General features: G+C 71.2%; 16 protein-coding genes. 1 reads left to right on the plus strand and 15 read right to left on the minus strand.

Features of this window, described 5'->3' with window-relative positions:
- Nucleotides 1-90: 90 nt before the first annotated feature.
- The 9 genes from truD to EIM48_RS00760 form a co-directional block, all read right to left on the minus strand.
- A complete protein-coding gene (truD, locus tag EIM48_RS00720; RefSeq protein ID WP_050992119.1) occupies nt 91-1,149 on the minus strand; it encodes a tRNA pseudouridine(13) synthase TruD in 1,059 nt (352 codons plus the stop codon).
- An 8-nt stretch (nt 1,150-1,157) separates the two neighbouring features.
- The gene (gene ispF / locus EIM48_RS00725; RefSeq protein ID WP_019397581.1) at nt 1,158-1,652 is read right to left on the minus strand and encodes a 2-C-methyl-D-erythritol 2,4-cyclodiphosphate synthase; all 495 of its coding nucleotides are present in this window, start codon (nt 1,650-1,652) and stop codon (nt 1,158-1,160) included.
- An 82-nt stretch (nt 1,653-1,734) separates the two neighbouring features.
- Nucleotides 1,735-2,238: a hypothetical protein gene (locus EIM48_RS00730; RefSeq protein WP_232207884.1), complete on the minus strand. Its 504-nt coding sequence runs from the start codon at nt 2,236-2,238 to the stop codon at nt 1,735-1,737.
- 28 nt (nt 2,239-2,266) lie between these two features.
- Nucleotides 2,267-2,959, minus strand: coding sequence for a 2-C-methyl-D-erythritol 4-phosphate cytidylyltransferase (gene ispD / locus EIM48_RS00735; protein ID WP_125111220.1), 693 nt, complete (start codon nt 2,957-2,959; stop codon nt 2,267-2,269).
- Nucleotides 2,956-3,276 (minus strand): cell division protein FtsB, encoded by a 321-nt coding sequence (ftsB, locus tag EIM48_RS00740; RefSeq protein WP_050992118.1) that lies wholly within the window; start codon nt 3,274-3,276, stop codon nt 2,956-2,958. The genes ispD and ftsB overlap by 4 nt, the downstream gene beginning before the upstream one ends.
- 13 nt (nt 3,277-3,289) lie before the next feature.
- Nucleotides 3,290-4,582: a phosphopyruvate hydratase gene (gene eno, locus EIM48_RS00745; protein WP_019397577.1), complete on the minus strand. Its 1,293-nt coding sequence runs from the start codon at nt 4,580-4,582 to the stop codon at nt 3,290-3,292.
- Between the two features lie 198 nt (nt 4,583-4,780).
- The gene (kdsA, locus tag EIM48_RS00750; protein ID WP_125108364.1) at nt 4,781-5,614 is read right to left on the minus strand and encodes a 3-deoxy-8-phosphooctulonate synthase; all 834 of its coding nucleotides are present in this window, start codon (nt 5,612-5,614) and stop codon (nt 4,781-4,783) included.
- A 104-nt stretch (nt 5,615-5,718) separates the two neighbouring features.
- A complete protein-coding gene (locus tag EIM48_RS00755) occupies nt 5,719-7,383 on the minus strand; it encodes a CTP synthase (protein ID WP_028915353.1) in 1,665 nt (554 codons plus the stop codon).
- A gap of 144 nt (nt 7,384-7,527) precedes the next feature.
- Nucleotides 7,528-7,785, minus strand: a complete 258-nt coding sequence (locus EIM48_RS00760; protein WP_019397708.1) for a hypothetical protein — start codon at nt 7,783-7,785, stop codon at nt 7,528-7,530.
- A 179-nt stretch (nt 7,786-7,964) separates the two neighbouring features.
- On the opposite strand from EIM48_RS00760, the gene parE reads away from it, so the two are divergent.
- A complete protein-coding gene (gene parE, locus EIM48_RS00765; RefSeq protein ID WP_028915352.1) occupies nt 7,965-9,854 on the plus strand; it encodes a DNA topoisomerase IV subunit B in 1,890 nt (629 codons plus the stop codon).
- A 353-nt stretch (nt 9,855-10,207) separates the two neighbouring features.
- On the opposite strand, the gene EIM48_RS00770 is transcribed toward parE, so the two are convergent.
- Genes EIM48_RS00770 through EIM48_RS00795 form a run of 6 tightly spaced genes read right to left on the minus strand, consistent with a single transcriptional unit; the run spans nt 10,208 to nt 18,963 of the window.
- Nucleotides 10,208-12,322 (minus strand): glycoside hydrolase 43 family protein, encoded by a 2,115-nt coding sequence (locus EIM48_RS00770; RefSeq protein ID WP_199728363.1) that lies wholly within the window; start codon nt 12,320-12,322, stop codon nt 10,208-10,210.
- A gap of 40 nt (nt 12,323-12,362) precedes the next feature.
- Nucleotides 12,363-14,333, minus strand: coding sequence for a glycoside hydrolase family 97 protein (locus tag EIM48_RS00775; protein ID WP_028915785.1), 1,971 nt, complete (start codon nt 14,331-14,333; stop codon nt 12,363-12,365).
- The gene (yjfF, locus tag EIM48_RS00780) at nt 14,326-15,348 is read right to left on the minus strand and encodes a galactofuranose ABC transporter, permease protein YjfF (protein ID WP_019397712.1); all 1,023 of its coding nucleotides are present in this window, start codon (nt 15,346-15,348) and stop codon (nt 14,326-14,328) included. The genes EIM48_RS00775 and yjfF overlap by 8 nt, the downstream gene beginning before the upstream one ends.
- Entirely contained in the window at nt 15,345-16,433 is a 1,089-nt protein-coding gene (locus EIM48_RS00785; protein WP_199728364.1) for an ABC transporter permease, read from the minus strand. The genes yjfF and EIM48_RS00785 overlap by 4 nt, the downstream gene beginning before the upstream one ends.
- Nucleotides 16,430-17,983, minus strand: a complete 1,554-nt coding sequence (locus EIM48_RS00790; protein WP_125076552.1) for a sugar ABC transporter ATP-binding protein — start codon at nt 17,981-17,983, stop codon at nt 16,430-16,432. Before EIM48_RS00790 ends, EIM48_RS00785 begins: the two co-directional genes overlap by 4 nt.
- Entirely contained in the window at nt 17,983-18,963 is a 981-nt protein-coding gene (locus EIM48_RS00795) for an ABC transporter substrate-binding protein (protein WP_019397715.1), read from the minus strand. The genes EIM48_RS00790 and EIM48_RS00795 overlap by 1 nt, the downstream gene beginning before the upstream one ends.
- Between the last annotated feature and the right edge of the window lie 97 nt (nt 18,964-19,060).

The following is a 19,060-nucleotide window of genomic DNA, read 5'->3' on the forward strand; positions in this document are numbered from 1 at the left end:
CCGGGACCGGTGGCGTAGCCCGGACAGGGCCGCAGGCCGCATCCGGGAGGACACGCCCGCCAAGTACCGGACGCGCTTCGCCGATCCGGGCTACGCGGGCGCCGGGCCGCCTTCCCCGCCCGCGGCCGGTGGGCGTGCCGCGGCATCCTCGATCCGGCCCAGCTGGTCCAGCACCGCGGTCGCGTAGCAGCCGGCCGGCAACGCGAACGCCAGTTCCAGCAGGTCATCGGCAAGCCAGCGCCAGGCCAGTCCCTGCGGGCGCAGGCGCAGCGCGCGCCGCTCCTGCTCCAGGCCGGCGCGTTCCAGGCCCTCGCGCAGCTTCAGCGATGTCGGGTCGTCCATCGCCGCCAGCTCCAGCGCCTGGCAGGCGCCTTCGCTGCGCGGCGCGCCGCGGCCCCACAGCGGACCGCTGGGATGGATGTCGAACGCGGCCAGGCGCCTGGCGATGTCTTCCGTCATCGGCTCTGGTCCGAACACGCTGCGGCTGCCCTCCAGGGCCCAGACCTCGCCGTCCAGGCCGCGGTCCCAGCTGCCGTCGGCCACGCGCGCGGCCAGCACCTGGTTGAACAGCGCCGAGCGCGCCGCCGACAGCAGCATCGAACGCTGCTCGCGCCCCACCCGCTTGCCGGCGAACATCGCCAGCGCCTTGGCGATGTTGCCGCCGCCATGGCCGAAGCGCTGGTCGCCGAAGGCATTGGGCACGCCGCGGGCGGCGACCTGCCGCAACCGCTCCTCGATCGCCGCGTGTTCGCCCTGCACCCCGCGCAGCACCAGCACGAAGCGGTTGCCGGCCAGCGCCCCGCGCGGCAGCTTGCGCCTGTGGCGGGCCTGGGCCAGCACGCGCAGGCCCTCGCGCTCCAGCGCATCCAGCGGTGGCGGCTCGCGCCCGGGCAGCTGCACGCTGAAGCGCTGCACGGTGACCGCGTGGCGGTCCTTGAGCCCGGCATAGCCGACCGCCACCTCCGGCACCCCGGCCCAGCGCGCGATCTCCCCGGCGACGAAGCCGGTGTTCATGCCGCGCTTCTCGATGGTCAGCAGCAGGTGCTCGCCGTCGCCGCTGGCCTCGAAACCGTCCAGTTCCTCGACCCGGAAATCCTCCGGGACGGAGCGGATCCGCGCCGCCAGCACCGGCGCGCCGAAGGCCTGCATCGGCGCGTTCACGCGCGCACCAGCAGCGCCACCGCCTGCGCGGCGATGCCCTCGCCGCGGCCGGTGAAGCCCAGCTTCTCGCTGGTGGTGGCCTTGACGCTGATCGCGTCCAGGTCCACGCCGCAGGCCTCGGCGATGCGCTGGCGCATCTGCGCCGCGTGCGGGCCGACCTTGGGCCGCTCGCAGACGATGGTGATGTCGGCGTTGCCCAGCTTCCAGCCGCAGCCGGCCACCAGGCCGACGCAGTGGCGCAGCAGCACCAGGCTGTCGGCGCCGCGCCAGCGCTCGTCGCTGGGCGGGAAGTGCACGCCGATGTCGCCCAGCGCCAGCGCGCCGAGGATGGCGTCGCACAGCGCATGCAGGGCCACGTCGCCGTCGCTGTGCGCGACCACGCCGCGCTCGTGCGGCACGCGCACGCCGCCAAGCATCACGTGGTCGCCCTCGCCGAACACGTGGACGTCGTAGCCCTGGCCGATGCGGAAGGGAGGGATGTCGATTGCCATGTCGCAGGTTCCGGTCGTTGCCGGACGGTCCGGCACGTCGTGCCTATTGTGCCCTCCGGGTGGCAGGACCGGGCGTATCCCCTCAGCCAGCGAGGATGTCGGGCCAGAACGCCACCAGGTTCTGCAGCGCATGCGGCAGCGCCGCGGCGGCGAAGGCGTGGCGGAAGGAGCGCCGGCGCCAGGTCATCCAGCAACAGCTGAAGACGAAGAACGGGAACCAGGTGCCGATGAACCAGATCGGCGCGACCAGGCCATGCAGCAGCCCCCAGAGCAAGCCTGCGAGCAAGGCCCTGGACGGGATGCTCCAGCGCCCTGGCATCAGCGCCAGCATCCCGCCCAGCAGCAGGGTCTCCACCACCGGCGCGAACAGGACGCCCCCGATGAAGGCGCGCCATCCGGTACCGGCGTCGACCTGGTCCATTCCGTCCCTCGGAAGGCCTGCAAGCTCCAGCACGGCAAGCCCGAGCGCGACGCAGGCCAGGGCACCGGCGAGGGAGACCAGGAAGGCCAGGAACGACCGCCACAACAGGCGGCCATCCGGGTCAGCCAGCAACGCGTCGCGGAAGAACCTTCCCACCTTCGCCATCACGACCTCCCTGTCGTGCCGGCACCGCTCAGCGGCGCGAAAGCTCGAACTCGAACCGTGCCAGGTCGGCGGGCGTGGTGACCTTGAAGTTGTCCTCGCGGCCTTCCACCAGCAGCGGGCGCTGGCCCTGCAGTTCGAACGCCATGGCCTCGTCGGTGACCTCCACCCCTGCGGCCGCGGCGGCCTCCAGGGCGCGGGTCAGCTGCAGGCGCCGGAACAGCTGCGGGGTCAGCGCGCGCCACAGCCGCTCGCGCGGCTCGGTGCGGTCGATGCCGCCGTCGTCGCCGGCGCGCTTGAGGGTGTCGCGCACCGGCGCGGCCAGGATCGCGCCGACCGGATCGAGCCGGCCGCGCTCCAGCAACCGGTCCAGGTCCTTCAGCGCCAGGTTGGGACGGGCGGCATCGTGGACCAGCACGAAATCGTCCGGGCGCACCGATTCGGGCAGCGCCTGCAGCGCGGCCAGCACCGAGGCGGCGCGGCTGTCGCCGCCGGTGCAGGCCAGCAGCGGCTTGCCGCGGTACTCGTGCCAGCCAGGCCAGCGCGGGTCGTCGCCGGACAGCGCCACCACCACCCCGGCCACCGCCGGGTGCGCCAGCAGCGCGTCGAGGGTGTGCACCAGCAACGGCTTGCCGGCCACTTCCAGGTATTGCTTGGGGACCTCGCCGCCGAAACGGGTGCCGCGGCCCGCCGCGGGCACCACCGCCCAGATGCCGCCCATCAGTCCTCCTCCGCCGCCGGCGGGGGCGGCAGCGGGCGCGGCGGGGTGTCCTCGACCACGCGATAGAACACCTCGCCCGGCTTGATCATGCCCAGCTCGCTGCGCGCGCGCTCCTCGACCGCGGCCACGCCCTCCTTGAGGTCGCGCACCTCGGCCGCGAGCGCGGCGTTGCGTTCCTCCAGGCCCGCGTTCTCGCGGCGCTGGGCCTCGACCTGCGCCGCCAGCGCGGTGACCTCGCCCGCGTTGCCGATGCCGAACCAGAGCCGGTACTGCAGCCATCCCAGCAGCAGGACCAGCCCCAGGAGCACCCATCGCAACACGGGCGATCCTCCCTCAGCGCTTCAGCGAGACGAAGGCGTCGCGGCCGGCGTAGCGGGCCGAGCCGCCCAGCGCTTCCTCGATGCGCAGCAGCTGGTTGTACTTGGCCACGCGGTCGCTGCGGCACAGCGAGCCGGTCTTGATCTGGGTCGCTGTGGTGGCCACGGCGATGTCCGAGATCGTGGTGTCCTCGGTCTCGCCCGAGCGGTGCGAGACGATCGAGGCGTAGCCGGCCTTGTGCGCCATGGCGATGGCGTCCAGGGTCTCGCTCAGGGTACCGATCTGGTTGACCTTGATCAGGATCGCGTTGGCGGTGCCCGAGTCGATGCCCTGCTTGAGGATCTTCGGGTTGGTCACGAACAGGTCGTCGCCGACCAGCTGCACCTTGCTGCCCAGGCGCTCGGTCAGCTGCTTCCAGCCGGCCCAGTCGTCCTCGGCCAGGCCGTCCTCGATGGTGATGATCGGGTACTGGGCGACCCAGTCGGCCAGGAAGTCGACGAACTGCTCGGAGGACAGGCGCTTGTTCTCGCCCACCAGGTGGTACTTGCCGTTGTCGTAGAACTCGCTGGAGGCCACGTCCAGGCCCAGCAGCACGTCCTCGCCGGCCTTGTAGCCGGCCTTGCCAATGGCCTCCAGGATGGTGTCCAGGGCCTCGACATTGCTGCGGAAGTCCGGGGCGAAGCCGCCCTCGTCGCCCACCGCGGTGCTCAGGCCGTGGCCCTTGAGCACGGACTTGAGCGAGTGGAACACCTCGGTGCCGGCGCGCAGGGCCTCGGAGAACGAGGAGGCGCCGACCGGCAGGATCATGAACTCCTGGAAGTCGACGTTGTTGTCGGCGTGGGCGCCGCCGTTGATGATGTTCATCATCGGCACCGGCAGCGACACGTTCGACTCGGTGATCGAGGCGATGTACTGCCACAGCGGCTGCTTCTTCGAGGCGGCCACGGCATGGGCGGCGGCCAGCGACACGCCCAGCAGCGCGTTGGCGCCCAGGCGGCCCTTGTTCTCGGTGCCGTCCAGGTCGATCAGGCGGCGGTCCAGGCCCTGCTGGTCGGCGGCGTCGAAGCCGGCCAGGGCCTCGGCGATGGCGCCGTTGACGTTGGCCACCGCGTTCTTCACGCCCTTGCCCAGGTAGCGGGTCTTGTCGCCGTCGCGCAGCTCCACCGCCTCCTTGGTGCCGGTGGAGGCGCCGGACGGCACCGCGGCACGGCCGAAGGAACCATCGGCCAGGGTGACCTCGGCTTCGAGGGTGGGGTTGCCGCGGCTGTCGAGGATTTCGCGGGCGTGGATCTTGGCGATGCTGGTCATTGGGATGGCTAGCGTCCGGTGGGTGGAGTCGTCCGGAAGTTTAACGGAGCCGGGCCCGGCTTTGGCGGCTTTTCCCGGGCTTTTCCGCCACTTGCGGCGGCCCGCCTTCGTTGCCGCGGAAACGGCCGCCCCGGAACGCAGGACGGGCGCCCTGGGGCGCCCGCCTGGTCGTGCCCTGGCCACCCCCACGGGGCGGTTTCAGAGGGTCTGTTCGATGAAGCCGTGCTTCTTGGTGATCGAGTCCAGCGCCAGCAGGGTTTCCAGCAGCGCCTCCATCTTGCCCAGCGGCCAGGCATTGGGGCCGTCGGACAGGGCCTTGGCCGGATCCGGGTGGGTCTCGGCGAACAGGCCGGCCACGCCCACGGCCACCGCCGCGCGCGCCAGCACCGGCACGAACTCGCGCTGGCCACCGGAGCTGGTGCCCTGGCCGCCCGGCAGCTGCACCGAATGGGTGGCGTCGAACACCACCGGGCAGCCGGTCTGCCGCATCACGCTCAGCGAGCGCATGTCGCTGACCAGGTTGTTGTAGCCGAAGCTGGCGCCGCGCTCGCACACCAGGATCTGCTCGTTGCCGGTGGACTTGGCCTTCTCCACCACCGGCTTCATGTCCCACGGCGACAGGAACTGGCCCTTCTTGATGTTCACCGGCTTGCCGGCCGAGCACACGTTGCGGATGAAGTCGGTCTGCCGCACCAGGAACGCCGGGGTCTGCAGCACGTCCACCACCGCGGCCACCTCCTGCAGCGGGGTGTATTCGTGCACGTCGGTCAGCACCGGCACGCCGATCTGGCGCTTGACCTCGGCCAGCACCTTCAGGCCCTCCTCCAGGCCCGGGCCGCGGAAGCTGCTGCCGGAGGTGCGGTTGGCCTTGTCGAAGCTGGACTTGAAGATGAAGTTGATGCCCAGCTTGCCGGTGATCTCCTTGAGCCTGCCGGCCACGTCCAGCTGCAGCTGCATCGATTCGATCACGCAGGGGCCGGCGATCAGGAACAGCGGCTGGTCCAGGCCGACTTCGAATCCACACAGTTTCATTGCTTCTTCCTCTTCCGGGGACGGCGGCCGGCGCGCGGCGCCGGCGACTGGACGATCGGTTCACCCCGGCCGGCGCGAAGGGCGCGCCAACCGGGCGGCGGGCCTCAGGCCCGCGCCTCCTTCAGCAGCTTGCCGCCGGCCTTCTTCTCGCGCGCGGCGCGGATGAAGCCGACGAACAGCGGATGGCCCTCGCGCGGGGTGGACAGGAACTCCGGGTGGGCCTGGCAGGCCAGGAACCACGGATGCTCGTTGCGCGGCAGCTCCACCATCTCCACCAGGGTGTCGTCCATCGACTTGGCCGAGATGACCAGGCCGGCGTCCTCCAGCTGGGTACGGTAGCGGTTGTTGAACTCGTAGCGGTGGCGGTGGCGCTCGGCGACCACGTCCTTGCCGTACAGCTCGCGCGCCAGGGTGCCCGGCTTGAGCCGCTGCTCCTGCAGGCCCAGGCGCATGGTGCCGCCCAGGTCGGACTTCTCGTCGCGCTTCTCCACCTCGCCGGTGCTGGTGCGCCACTCGGTGATCAGGCCGATCACCGGGTGCGGGCACTGCTTGTCGTTCTCGGTGCTGTTGGCGCCTTCCAGCCCGGCGCGGTGGCGGGCGAAGTCCACCACCGCCGCCTGCATGCCGTAGCAGATGCCGAAGTACGGGATACCGTGCTCGCGCGCGAACTTCGAGGTCAGGACCTTGCCCTCGAAGCCGCGGTCGCCGAAGCCGCCCGGGACCAGGATGCCGTCCACGTCGGCCAGCAGCGCCTCGGCGCCTGCGGTCTCCATGTCCTGCGACTCCAGCCACTTCAGGTTGACCCGGGTGCGCTGGCGCAGGCCGCCGTGCTTGAGCGCCTCGCCCACCGACTTGTACGCGTCCTTGTGGTCCACGTACTTGCCGACCACGGCGATGGTGACCTCGTCCACCGGGTTGACCGTGGCGTCGACCGCGGCCTCCCACTCGTGCAGGTCGGCCGGGCGCGGCGGCTGCAGGCGCAGGCGGTCGACCACCAGCGCGTCCAGGCCCTGGGCGTGCAGCTCCAGCGGCAGCTTGTACAGCACGTCCACGTCCTGCACCGAGATGACGGCGCGCTCGGGGACGTTGGTGAACAGCGCGATCTTGCGGCGCTCGCCATCCGGCAGCGGCTGCTCGGAACGGCACAGCAGCACGTCCGGCTGGATGCCGATCGAGCGCAGTTCCTTGACCGAGTGCTGGGTCGGCTTGGTCTTCAGCTCGCCGGCGGCGGCGATCCACGGCACCAGGGTCAGGTGCATGAACAGCGCCTTCTCCGGGCCGCGCTCGGCACGGATCTGGCGGATCGCCTCCAGGAACGGCAGCGACTCGATGTCGCCCACCGTGCCGCCGATCTCGACCAGGGCCACGTCGTAGCCCTCGGTGGCCTCGTCGATGCAGCGGCGGATCTCGTCGGTGATGTGCGGGATCACCTGCACGGTGGCGCCGAGGTAGTCGCCGCGGCGCTCCTTGCGGATCACCTCGGCGTAGATCCGGCCGGTGGTGACCGAATTCTTGCGGCTCAGGCGGGTGCGCACGAAGCGCTCGTAGTGGCCCAGGTCCAGGTCGGTCTCGGCGCCGTCGTCGGTGACGTAGACCTCGCCGTGCTGGAACGGGCTCATGGTGCCCGGGTCCACGTTGATGTAGGGGTCCAGCTTCATCATCGTGACCCGCAGGCCACGGGCCTCGAGGATGGACGCGAGCGAAGCGGCGGCGATGCCCTTGCCTAGCGAGGACACCACGCCGCCGGTAACGAAGATCAGGGGAGTCATTTGGCGGGGCTCCGGAAAGCCGTAGTTTACCGGCTCGACCGCCCGAGCCCAAGCCGGCGGCTACCCGCCGGCGCGCCCGGAGCCGACGAAAAAGCCCGCCGGGCAAGGGCCGGCGGGCCTGGAACAGGTCCTGAACGGGCGCCTTCAGCGCCGTTCGCGCTGCTCTTCTTCCTCTTCGCGCTGCGGGCGCGACTTGTTGCGCGGGTCCTGGCCGGACCGGGCCGCCTCGCGGCGGCGGGCGCGCTCGTCGGCCTCGGCATTGTCCCTGGCCTCCTGGGCCTTGTGCTCGGCCAGCGCACCCTGGCGGCCCTCGGCCTTGCGCTCCTGGGCCAGCGCCGGGACGGCGATGGCCGCGACCGCCACCGCGGCGGCCACTGCGCTCCAGATCAGGCGTCGGTTCATGGCGTTCCTCCGCTTGGGGGGGCATTGCGCCGGCCACGGGGGGCGGCCGGCCGCGGCTCGTGCCGCGGCCCCGGTTATACGTCCGCGCGCCCTGCGCCGGCCTGAACGGGCTGGCGGGCGTGCAAAAACGGCAGACAGGCCGCACACTTGCGCGTCTTTACCGCGTCACCGAAGGTTCCATGAGCAGCCGTTACAACGCCGCCGACATCGAAGTCCTGTCCGGCCTGGACCCGGTCAAGCGCCGGCCCGGCATGTATACCGACACCTCGCGCCCCAACCACCTGGCGCAGGAGGTGATCGACAACGCGGTGGACGAGGCGCTGGCCGGGCATGCGCGCTCGGTCGAGGTCACCCTGTACCGCGACGGCAGCTGCGAGGTGGCCGACGACGGCCGCGGCATGCCGGTGGACATCCACCCCGAGGAGAAGATCCCGGGCGTGGAACTGATCCTCACCCGCCTGCACGCGGGCGGCAAGTTCAGCAACAAGAACTACACCTTCTCCGGCGGCCTGCACGGCGTGGGCGTGAGCGTGGTCAACGCCCTGTCCACCCTGGTCGAGGTGCACATCAAGCGCGACGGCGCCGAGCACCGCATCACCTTCCGCGACGGCAACCGCGCCACCCCGCTGGAGGTGGTCGGCACCGTCGGCAAGAAGAACACCGGCACCCGCGTGCGCTTCTGGCCGGACCCGAAGTACTTCGACAGCCCGAAGATCAACGTCCGCGCCCTGCGCCACCTGCTGCGCGCCAAGGCCGTGCTGTGCCCCGGCCTGACCGTGACCCTGTTCGACGAGGCCTCCGGCGAGCGCGACACCTGGCACTACGAGGACGGCCTGCGCGACTACCTCAAGGGCGAACTGGCCGGCCGCGAGCTGCTGCCGCCGGAGCTGTTCACCGGCTCGCTGAAGAAGGAGACCGAGGTGGTGGACTGGGCCGTGGCCTGGGTCCCGGAGGGCGAGCTGGTCCAGGAGAGCTACGTCAACCTGATCCCCACCGCCCAGCACGGCACCCACGTCAACGGCCTGCGCTCGGGCCTGACCGACGCGCTGCGCGAGTTCTGCGACTTCCGCAACCTGCTGCCGCGCGGGGTCAAGCTGGCGCCGGAGGACGTGTGGGACCGCGTCGCCTTCGTGCTGTCGCTGAAGATGAGCGACCCGCAGTTCAGCGGCCAGACCAAGGAGCGCCTGTCCTCGCGCCAGGCCGCCGGCTTCATCGAGAGCGCCGTGCACGACGCCTTCAGCCTGTGGCTGAACCAGAACGTGGACATGGGCGAGCGCATCGCCCAGATCGCGATCGAGCGCGCCAGCGCGCGCCTGAAGACCGAGAAGCAGGTCGTCCGCAAGAAGGTCACCCAGGGCCCGGCCCTGCCCGGCAAGCTGGCCGATTGCATCAGCCAGGACCTGTCGCGCACCGAGCTGTTCCTGGTGGAAGGCGACTCGGCCGGCGGCAGTGCCAAGCAGGCGCGCGACAAGGACTTCCAGGCCATCCTCCCGCTGCGCGGCAAGATCCTCAACACCTGGGAAGTGGCCTCCGGCAGCGTGCTGGCCTCGCAGGAAGTGCACGACCTGGCCGTGGCCATCGGCTGCGATCCGGGCAAGGACGACCTGTCGGGCCTGCGCTACGGCAAGATCGTGATCCTGGCCGACGCCGACTCCGACGGCCTGCACATCGCCACCCTGCTGTCGGCGCTGTTCCTGCGCCACTTCCCGGCCCTGGTCGCCGCCGGCCACGTGTTCGTGGCCATGCCGCCACTGTTCCGCGTGGACGTGGGCAAGCAGGTGTTCTACGCCCTGGACGAGGAAGAGAAGCGCCTGCTGCTGGAGAAGATCGCCCGCGAGAAGATCAAGGGCCAGGTCAGCGTGACCCGCTTCAAGGGCCTGGGCGAGATGAACCCGCAGCAGCTGCGCGAGTCCACCATCCACCCCGACACCCGCCGCCTGGTGCAGCTGACCGTCGACGACGGTGAACAGACCCGCGCGCTGATGGACATGCTGCTGGCCAAGAAGCGGGCAAGCGATCGCAAGGCGTGGCTGGAGACGAAGGGCGATCTGGCCTCGTTAGAGGTCTAAAAGCCTCGCACGTCCAGACTGCTGGGCCGTGGCGACGGCCCAGACGTCGTCGCACTTCAACGGCGCAGGGGCGCGGCCTCGTTAGAGGTCTAAAAGCCTCGCACGTCCAGACTGCTGGGCCGTGGCGACGGCCCAGACGTCGTCGCACTTCAACGGCGCAGGGGCGCGGCCTCGTTAGAGGTCTAAAGCCTCGCACGTCCAGACTGCTGGGCCGTGGCGACGGCCCCGACGTCGTCGCATTTCAACGGCGCAGGGGCGCGGCTTCGCTGGAGGTCTGAAGGGCTCGGGATCCGGGATCCGGGATTCGGAGTTCGCGGAACGTGGCGCGGGCAGGGCCAGGGCCGCTGCCTTGGCTAGTCCTCCGCCAGCTTCCACGCCAGCACCGTGCCGTCGCGACGGTCGGGTCGCGTGCCGGGGCGGTCGGCGGCATAGGGCTCGCCGCTGCCGGGCAGGATGCCCAGGTAGCGGTGGGTCTTCATCGACAGCAGCATGAACTGGCCGCGCAGCAGGTCCTGCCACATGAAGCGGCTGTCCACCGGATGCTCGGGCAACAGGCGCACGTCGGCGGACAGGCCGATGCCGACCACGGTCAGGAAGCCGCTGCCATCCATCGCTTCCAGCGCCACCTGGCCATTGCCGCGGTCATGCACGCGGAAACGGGCAGACGGCGACCGCGCCTTCCCGTCGTCGGCCGCCACCGGTTGCACCACGCCCAGCGGATGGACTGCGGCCACGCTGCCATCGCCCAGGTTCTCCAGCCTCACCACCTTGCCCAGCGGGATGTTGCGCGAGCGGTCGGCCAGCGGCTCGTGCAGGTCGAAACGGTCGAAGTCCGCATATCCGCCTTCGCGCCCGGCGCTGTTGTACGCGAACAGCGCGTAGCGCGAGCCCTGGAAGGTCTTGAGCTGGTACGGCAGCCGCACCGGCTCGCCGATGTCGTGGAAGCGGCGCCCGTCCGCACTCCAGGAGAACCAGGCCAGGTCCTCGTCGTGGTCGCCGCGCACGCGCAGGTGCACGCGGGCCCGGGGCAGTGGCACCTCGACCCGGCGGTCCTGCGCCTGCGAATACCAACGCAGCACGCGGCGTCCGTCCTCCTGCACCACCGCCAGCCACGCCGCCGGCATGTTCAGCAGGCCCAGCCCGGCCACGTCGCCCGGCTGCAACCCGGATGCATCCAGCACCACGGTGGCCGTGGCCTCCGGGCCCACCACGCGCTGGGTCAGGCTGTTGCGCGCATGCAGGAAGCCTTCGGCCGGCAGCGCGTGCAGGCGCAGGTGGCCCGGGCGCTCGCGCAGCGACCACTTGCCGTCCAGCGGCTGGTGGTTCCACTGCCACACCGGCTGCAGCCGCGCCGCGGAGAAGGCGTCGCTGCGCACGTACGGCGCATGCGGCCGGATGCGTGGGTCCACCACCGGCTTGGTCCAGGTACGCGGCGTGCGCCCCAGGTTGCCCGGCAGGCCGAAGTACGGCCAGCCATCGTGCCAGGTGACCGGCGACAGGAAGGTGGTGCGGCCGACGGACTTGAGGTCCATCATCGAGAAGCCCCACCACCTGCCGTCCGGCGCCTGCACGATGCCGCCCTGGTGCAGCGGCACGGCGCCCAGCGCGTTGTCCGCGGGCTTGTGCGAAGAGAACGACGCGCCGTCGGCCGGAACCGGCGAGCGCTGGCCCACGCTGTCCTCCCACCAGCCGCGCTGGAAGCCCATGCTCTCGCTGGCGCTGATCGCCACCGTCTCCCATGGACCGTCGAGGCGGTCGGCGCGCGCGGCCTGCATGCGCCCGACCGGGGCGTAGTTGGCGCTGATGATGTAGTAGCGCCCGTCGATCTTGTAGAAGTGGTGGCCCTCGCCCATGCCATTGCCGGCCGGGATGATGACCCGCTCGCTGCCCTCGACCACGCCGGACAGGTCCGGCTTGAGCTCCACCAGCCGCACCTCGTTGTAGTTGAACACCGCCCACACCCGGCCGTCGTCGTCGAACAGCACCGACAGGTCATGCAGGTTGCGGTCGATCACCGTGTGGTCCCACGGCCCCGCCGGGTCGCTGGCGGTGAACACGTGCAGGCCGCGCTCGTTGATGTTGGCGAAGACATGGAAGCGGCCATCGTGGTAACGCAGCACCGGCGCCCAGATGCCCTGGCCGTACAGGTCCTTGCCGTCCTCCAGCCGGTACTCGGGTCCGGGCGGGAACTCCGTGAGCGCGTACGAGACGAATTCCCAGTTCACCAGGTCGCGCGAGCGCAGCAGCGGCAGGCCAGGCACCGCGTGCATGGTGGTGCCGGTCATGTAGAACCAGTCGTCCACCCGGACCAGGTCCGGGTCGGAGAACTCGTCGTAGAAGATCGGGTTGGTGTAGGTGCCGTTGCCGTTGTCGGCGGTCCAGCTGGCTGGCGCAGCGACCGCGGACACGCCGCCCGCCAGCAGCAACATCAGCAGGCACGCCAGCCCGAATGGTCGCGCGAACACCATCACTTGCCTCCCCGCGCGGCGCGCCCTGGGCGCCGTCGCATCAATCCAGCTGCAGCACGAAGCCGCCGGCAGCCGGCAGCTCCAGTTCCAGCGGCCGGCCGGGCGCCAGCTCCACCTGCCGTTCCGCGAAGCCCGGCGCGTCGCCGCCATCGGTGAGCAGCTGGCCGCGCAGCACGCCACCGCCCAGCTTGCCGGCGTCCAACACGATCCTGCGCGGTCCCGGCCCGGCATTGATCCCGGCCACGTAGCGGCGCCCGCCGCCTTCGCGCACGAACACCGCGTACCGGCCCGGGTAGCCATCGATGAAGCGGCTGTCGTCCCATGCCTCCGGCAGGCCGGCAAGGAAGTGGCGCACGTACTCCGGCACCTGCGCCATGCCCTCGGCGGTCTCGGCGTAGTGCTGGATGCCGGAGACGAACAGCACCGACTGCGCCAGCTCGAACGCCGCGCTGGTGCGGCGCTGGACGCGGTCGTTGAGCTTGACCATGGCCAGCGGGGTGAAGTCCATCGGGTCGAACACGTTGCGGGTGAACGGCAGGGTCGCCGCGTGCACCGGCACGCGGTCGGCATTGGCCTGCTCGAAGGTGGCGAACTCCAGCCCGCGCACCGCTTCCATGGTCTGCAGGTGCGGCCAGGTGCGCTGCCAGCCGCGCGGCAGGGTCGAGCCGTGGAAGTTCATCTGGAAGCCGTACGGAGCCGAGTCGGCCAGCAGGTCCAGGTAGTAGGCGATCATCGACGAGCCGTCGCCGCCGAAGAAATCCACCTTCAGCCCGGCCACGCCCATGGCCTTGAGCTTGTCGAACTCGCGCACCCGGCTGGCATGGTCCAGCAGGCGGCTGCGCGGGGTCTGCGGCGCCTCGTTCCAGTCGCCGGCCGAGTTGTACCAGACCAGCACCGACACGCCCTTGCCGCGTGCGTAGTCCACCAGCTCGCGCATCTTCGCCTCGCCGATCTGCACGTCCCACAGCGCGTCCACAAGGGTGTAGCGCCAGCCCATGCGCGCGGCGTAGTCGACGAACTGCTTCTGCACCTCGAACACGGTGTGGTCGTCGCCCAGCAGCGGCCAGCTCCACGAGGCCTTGCCCGGCACCGAGGGCGCGGCCACCGCCGGCGGGTCGGCCAGGTCGGTGCCGAGGGTGGAATCGGCCACGGTGGCCAGGTCGCCCACCGCGACGATGCGCCACGGCGAACGCCACGGGAACGCCTCGATCCACGGCAACGCCGCCCCGCCCGGCAGGGCTTCGCGTGCGTCGGGGAAGCCGAGCAGGTACTCGCCCGGAACCGCGCCATCGAGCAGGCGGCTGCCGGCATCGCCGCGGCGCAGGCTGCCCTCGCTGAGCAGGATCCAGTCCTGCCCGCTGCGGAACAACGCCGGGAACACCCAGCCATGCCCCAGCGGCGAAGGCGTGCCCACCGCAACGTCCTGCAGGTAGTACTCCTCGTAGGAGGGATTGGTGCGGCCGAAGCCGGTCTTGGGCTCGGCCAGCGGCTGCAGCCAGGCATGGGCATCGGCCGGCAGGCGGAACGTGGCCGCATCGCGCTTCCAGGTATCCAGCCCCGGTACCGGGCGCTGCAGCTCGTAGCGGAACGCGGCGCCATCGTTGGACAGCTGCCAGGCCACGGCCAGCTCGTGGCCCCGCCCATCCTCCCAGCGGAACACGCGGCGGTTGGCGCGGTAATGGTTGTGGCGGCGCTTGCCGGACAGCAGCTCGTAGTCGTCGGCCACCGCCTGCACCGGATCGGCACCGGCGAAGGCCAGCCCGCGCGACAGGTCCACGCCCTCGCCCACCATGCCCAGCGGCGACGGCGCGATCACCTCGCGGCCTTCGCGCAGCAGCCGCCAGGTGGGGCGGCCGGCCTCGTCCAGCGCCATCTCCACGCGCAGCCTGCCGTCCGGACTTGCGACCTCGCCCAGCGCCGGCGTGGCCGCCTGCAGCGGCAGCCAGGCGCCCGCCAATGCCAGTGCCGCCAGCACGCGCGCGGCGCGCGCACGGAGCCACTTGTCAGCCATGACCGCCTCCACTCGCTTGACCGCCCCGCGCCAGCAGGCGCTGCAACAGGCAGAACGCCAGCAGCAGCACGCCGATGGCAATGCGCGTCCACCACGAGCTGAGGGTGCCGTCGAACACGATCAGGGTCTGGATCAGGCCCAGCACCAGCACCCCGAACAGCGAACCCAGCACGTAGCCGCTACCGCCCGCGAGCAGGGTGCCGCCGATCACCACCGCGGCGATCGCATCCAGCTCCAGGCCCATGCCGTGCAGGCTGTAGCCGCTGAGCATGTAGAACGTGTAGACCACGCCGGCCAGCGCCGAGCAGAAGCCGCTGAGGGCGTAGACCTTGATCAGGGTCGCGTCCACCGGCAGGCCCATCAGCTCCGCCGACTGCGCGCTGCCGCCAATGGCGTACACCGTGCGCCCGAAGCGGGTGGAACCGGCCAGCACCACACCGGCCGCCACCACCGCCAGCGCCACCAGCGCCGCCACCGAGAGCGAGGCACCGCCGCCCAGCGGCACCCGGGTGCTGGCCACGGCCACGTGGAAGGCATGGTTGATGCCAATCGAATCCACGCTGACCAGGGTCGCCGCGCCGCGCGCCAGGAACATGCCGGCCAGGGTCACCACGAACGGCTGCAGCCGGTAGCGTTCGATCAGCACGCCCATCAGCGCGCCAAAGCCGGTGCCGATCAGCAGCACCAGCGGGATTGCCGCCAGCGGATGCCAGCCGTGTTTCTCCACCAGGCTGGCCAGCAACACCGTCGTGAAGGCCACCACCGCGCCCACCGACAGGTCGATGCCGCCGGTGAGGATCACGAAGGTCATGCCGACCGCGACGATCAGCAGGAAGGCGTTGTCGATCAGCAGGTTCAGGAACACCTGCGGCGACAGGAAGCCTTCGTAGAGGATGCCGCCGGCGGCGGACATGGCCACGAACAGGGCCAGGGTCACCGCCAGCGACAGCAGGCCGGGCTCGCGCAGCCGGCGCAGCAGGTTGCCGGCCCCCGGGGCGCGCATCGCGATGCTCATGCGCGTGCCTCCCTGCGGCTGAACAGCGTCCTGGCCTTGGCCCGGAACTGCGGCGACTGCAGCAGCAGCACCGCGGTCACCAGCAGCGCCTTGACCACCAGGTTGACCTGCGGCGGCACGCCGATGGCGTAGATGGTGGTGGTCAGGGTCTGGATGATCAGCGCGCCCAGCAGGCTGCCGCCCAGGCTGAAGCGGCCACCGGACAGGGCGCTGCCGCCCAGGGCCACGGCCAGGATCGCGTCCAGCTCCAGCAGCTGGCCGGCGTTGTTGGCATCGGCGCTGGCCACGTTGGAGCTGACCAGCAGCCCGGCCAGGCCGGCGCTGAAGCTGCAGAACACGTACAGCGACAGGGCGATGGCGCGGGCGCGGATGCCGGCCACGTGGGCCGCGGCCGGGTTGTGGCCGATGGCGCGCACGAACAGCCCCAGCGCGGTGCGGTCCAGCAGCAGCTTCAGGCCCACGAACACCGCCGCCAGCACGAACAGCGAGAACGGCAGGCCGAACAGGAAGCCGTTGCCGAGGAAGGCGTAGGGCGCGTAGTAGATGGTGAGGATCTGCCCATCGCCGATCAGCTGGGCCACCCCGCGCCCGGCCACCATCAGGATCAGGGTGGCGATGATCGGCTGCATCCCGACCCTGACCACCAGCACGCCATTCCACAGCCCGCACAGCGCGGCCACCGCCAGCGCCGCGGCGATCGCGCCGAACAGCGGTGCCAGGCCCCCGCTGCCGCCGGCCTGCATGCGGGCGATGGTCCAGGCCGCGACCGTGGCGCTGATCGCCAGCACCGCGCCCACCGAGATGTCCAGGCCACGCACCGCGATCACCAGGGTCATGCCCAGCGAAACCAGCGCAAGTGGAGCCGCCCGGTTGGCGATGTCGACGAGGTTTCCGTACAGGTGCCCGTCGCGCCACTGCAGCGCCAGGAAACCGGGGTTGAACAGCGCGTTGCCCAGCAGCAGCAGGACCAGGGCCAGCGCCGGCCACAGCAGCGGATGCGCCATCAGGCGCTCGCGCAGGCCCGGCCGCGCGGACTGCGGCCGCGGCTGTGCCGGTTGCACCAGGGGAGCCTGTTCCTCGCTCATGCGTGCCCCGCGATCAGGTCCAGGACCCGGCTGCCATCGCTGCCGCCGTCCAGCTCGCCGGCCTTGCGCCGCTCGCGCAGCACCGCGATGCGGTCGCTGAGCCGGGTCAGCTCCTCGATCTCGGCGGAAATGAACAGCACCGCCATGCCCTGCCGCGCCAGTTTCACCACCTCGGCCATGATCTCCTGCTTGGCGGCGATGTCGATGCCGCGGGTCGGTTCGTCAAGGATCAGCAGCGAGGGCTGCGTGGCCAGCCAGCGCGCCAGCACCACCTTCTGCTGGTTGCCGCCGGACAGCGCGCCCACCGGCGTCTCGATGTCGGCGGTCTTGATCCCGAGCAGGCGCACGAATTCGCGCGCCATCTCCTCCTGCCTGGCCTGCGGCAGCGCGCGCCACCAGCCGCGCCGCGCCTGCAGCGCCAGCACGATGTTCTCGCGCACCGACAGCCCGGCGACGATGCCTTCGGTCTTGCGTTCCTCCGGGCACAGCGCCAGCCCGCGCGCCACCGCCTCGGCCGGATGCCGCAGCTGCACCGCCTGGCCGCCGATGCGCAATTCGCCCGCGTCGGCGCGATCGAGGCCGAACAGCAGCCGCGCCAGTTCGGTGCGGCCGGAACCCAGCAGCCCGCCCAGGCCCAGCACCTCGCCGGCGCGCAGCTGCAGGTCCACCGGATGCAGCGCGCCGCGCCGGGCCAGGCCGCGCGCCTCGGCCACCACCTCGCCCGCCGCAACGCTTTCCCCCGGCTCGCGCCCCCCGGCCAGCGCCACCTCGCGCCCGACCATGGCCGCCACCAGCGCGCCCTGCGGCAGCTCCGATGCGGCGTATTCGCCCACCAGGGTGCCGTTGCGCAGCACGGTGATGCGGTCGGAGACCGCATACACCTGGTCCAGGAAATGGGTGACGAACAGGATCGCCATGCCGCGGTCGCGCAGCCGGCGCATCACCGCGAACAGCGCCTGCACCTCGTCCTCGTCCAGGCTGGAGGTGGGCTCGTCCAGCACCAGCACCTTCGCCTGCACGCCCAGCGCGCGGGCGATGGCCACCATCTGCTGCACCGCCACCGGGTAGCTGCCCAGGCTGCGGTCCACGTCGATGTCCAGGCCCAGGTGCGCCAGCAGTTCGCGCGCGCCGGCGCGCACCTTCGGCCAGTCGATCAGGCCGCTCCAGCGCCGCTTCGGGTAGCGCCCGGCGAACAGGTTCTCGGCCACCGACAGGTTCGGGCACAGGTTCACTTCCTGGTAGACCGTGCTGATGCCCAGCGACTGCGCTTCCAGCGGCGTGCCCGGGGCGACCTCGCGGCCGTCCAGCTCGATGCGGCCGGCGTCGGGACGCTCGACCCCGGTGACCAGCTTGATCAGGGTGGACTTGCCGGCGCCGTTCTGGCCCATCAGCGCGTGGATCTCGCCGGCACGCAGCACCAGCCCGGCGTCGTCCAGCGCCAGGGTGGCGCCGAAGCGCTTGCGCAGGCCCGAGGCCTGCAGCACGACCGGCGCGGCCGCGCTCCCGCCGCGGCCGCCATCGCCCTGCGCGTGCCCTTGCGCCGGCGCCATCAGTACTTCCGGTTGGGCAGTTCGGCGGCGGCCTGGTCCATGGTGTACACGCCCTCCTCCACCACCACGCGCTTGGGCACCTGCCGCCCGGCGTGCACGTCGCGGATCAGCTGCGCCAGCTGCGGGCCCAGCAGCGGGTTGCACTCCACGGTGGCGTTGAGCTTGCCGGCCTTCATCGCCTCGAACGCGCCGCGCACGCCGTCGATGGAGACGATGCGGATGTCCTGGCCCGGCTTCAGCCCGGCCTCCTCGATCGCCTGGATCGCGCCGATGGCCATGTCGTCGTTGTGCGCGAACAGCACGTCGATGCGGCCACCCTCGGCCTTGAGGAAGGCCTCCATCACTTCCTTGCCCTTGGCGCGGGTGAAGTCGCCGCTCTGCGAGCGCACGATCTGGAAGCGCGGATCGGTGGCGATCACTTCCTTGAAGCCGCGCATGCGGTCGTTGGCCGGGGCCGAACCCACGGTGCCCTGCAGCTCGACCACGCGGATCGGCCCTTCCTTGTCCTTGCTGTCCTCGATCAGCCAGCGCGCGGCCCGGCGGCCTTCCTCGACGAAGTCCGAGCCGATCAGGGTCACGTACAGCGAGTCGTCGGACACGTCCACCGCGCGGTCGGTCAGCACCACCGGGATGCCGGCGGCCTTGGCCTCGCGCAGCACCGTCTCCCAGCCGGACTCGACCACCGGCGAGAACGCGATCACGTCCACGCGCTGGGCGATGAACGAGCGGATCGCCTTGATCTGGTTTTCCTGCTTCTGCTGGGCGTCGGAGAAGCGCAGGCGGAACTCGGGCGCGGCCAGCGCCTCCTTCACCGAGCGGGTGTTGGCGGTGCGCCACTCGCTCTCGGCGCCGACCTGGCTGAAGCCGACGGTGATCGGCTTGCCCTCGCCGCCTTCGCCGCCGCTGCCCTCGCCGCCGCCGGAACAGCCGGCCAGCGCCATGGCGCCCAGCGCCAGCATCCCGAACACGAACTTCCTCATCGCTCCCTCCCGATCGATTCGTTGTTGTGCCGCGTGCCGCGACCCTCGCCGCGGCTGGCCGTGCGCGCCCTCCAGCGCGCGCGGCCGCGGTTGGCCC

Origin of the sequence: Pseudoxanthomonas sp. SGNA-20, assembly GCF_003931635.1 — a bacterium.
Classification (GTDB): domain Bacteria; phylum Pseudomonadota; class Gammaproteobacteria; order Xanthomonadales; family Xanthomonadaceae; genus Pseudoxanthomonas.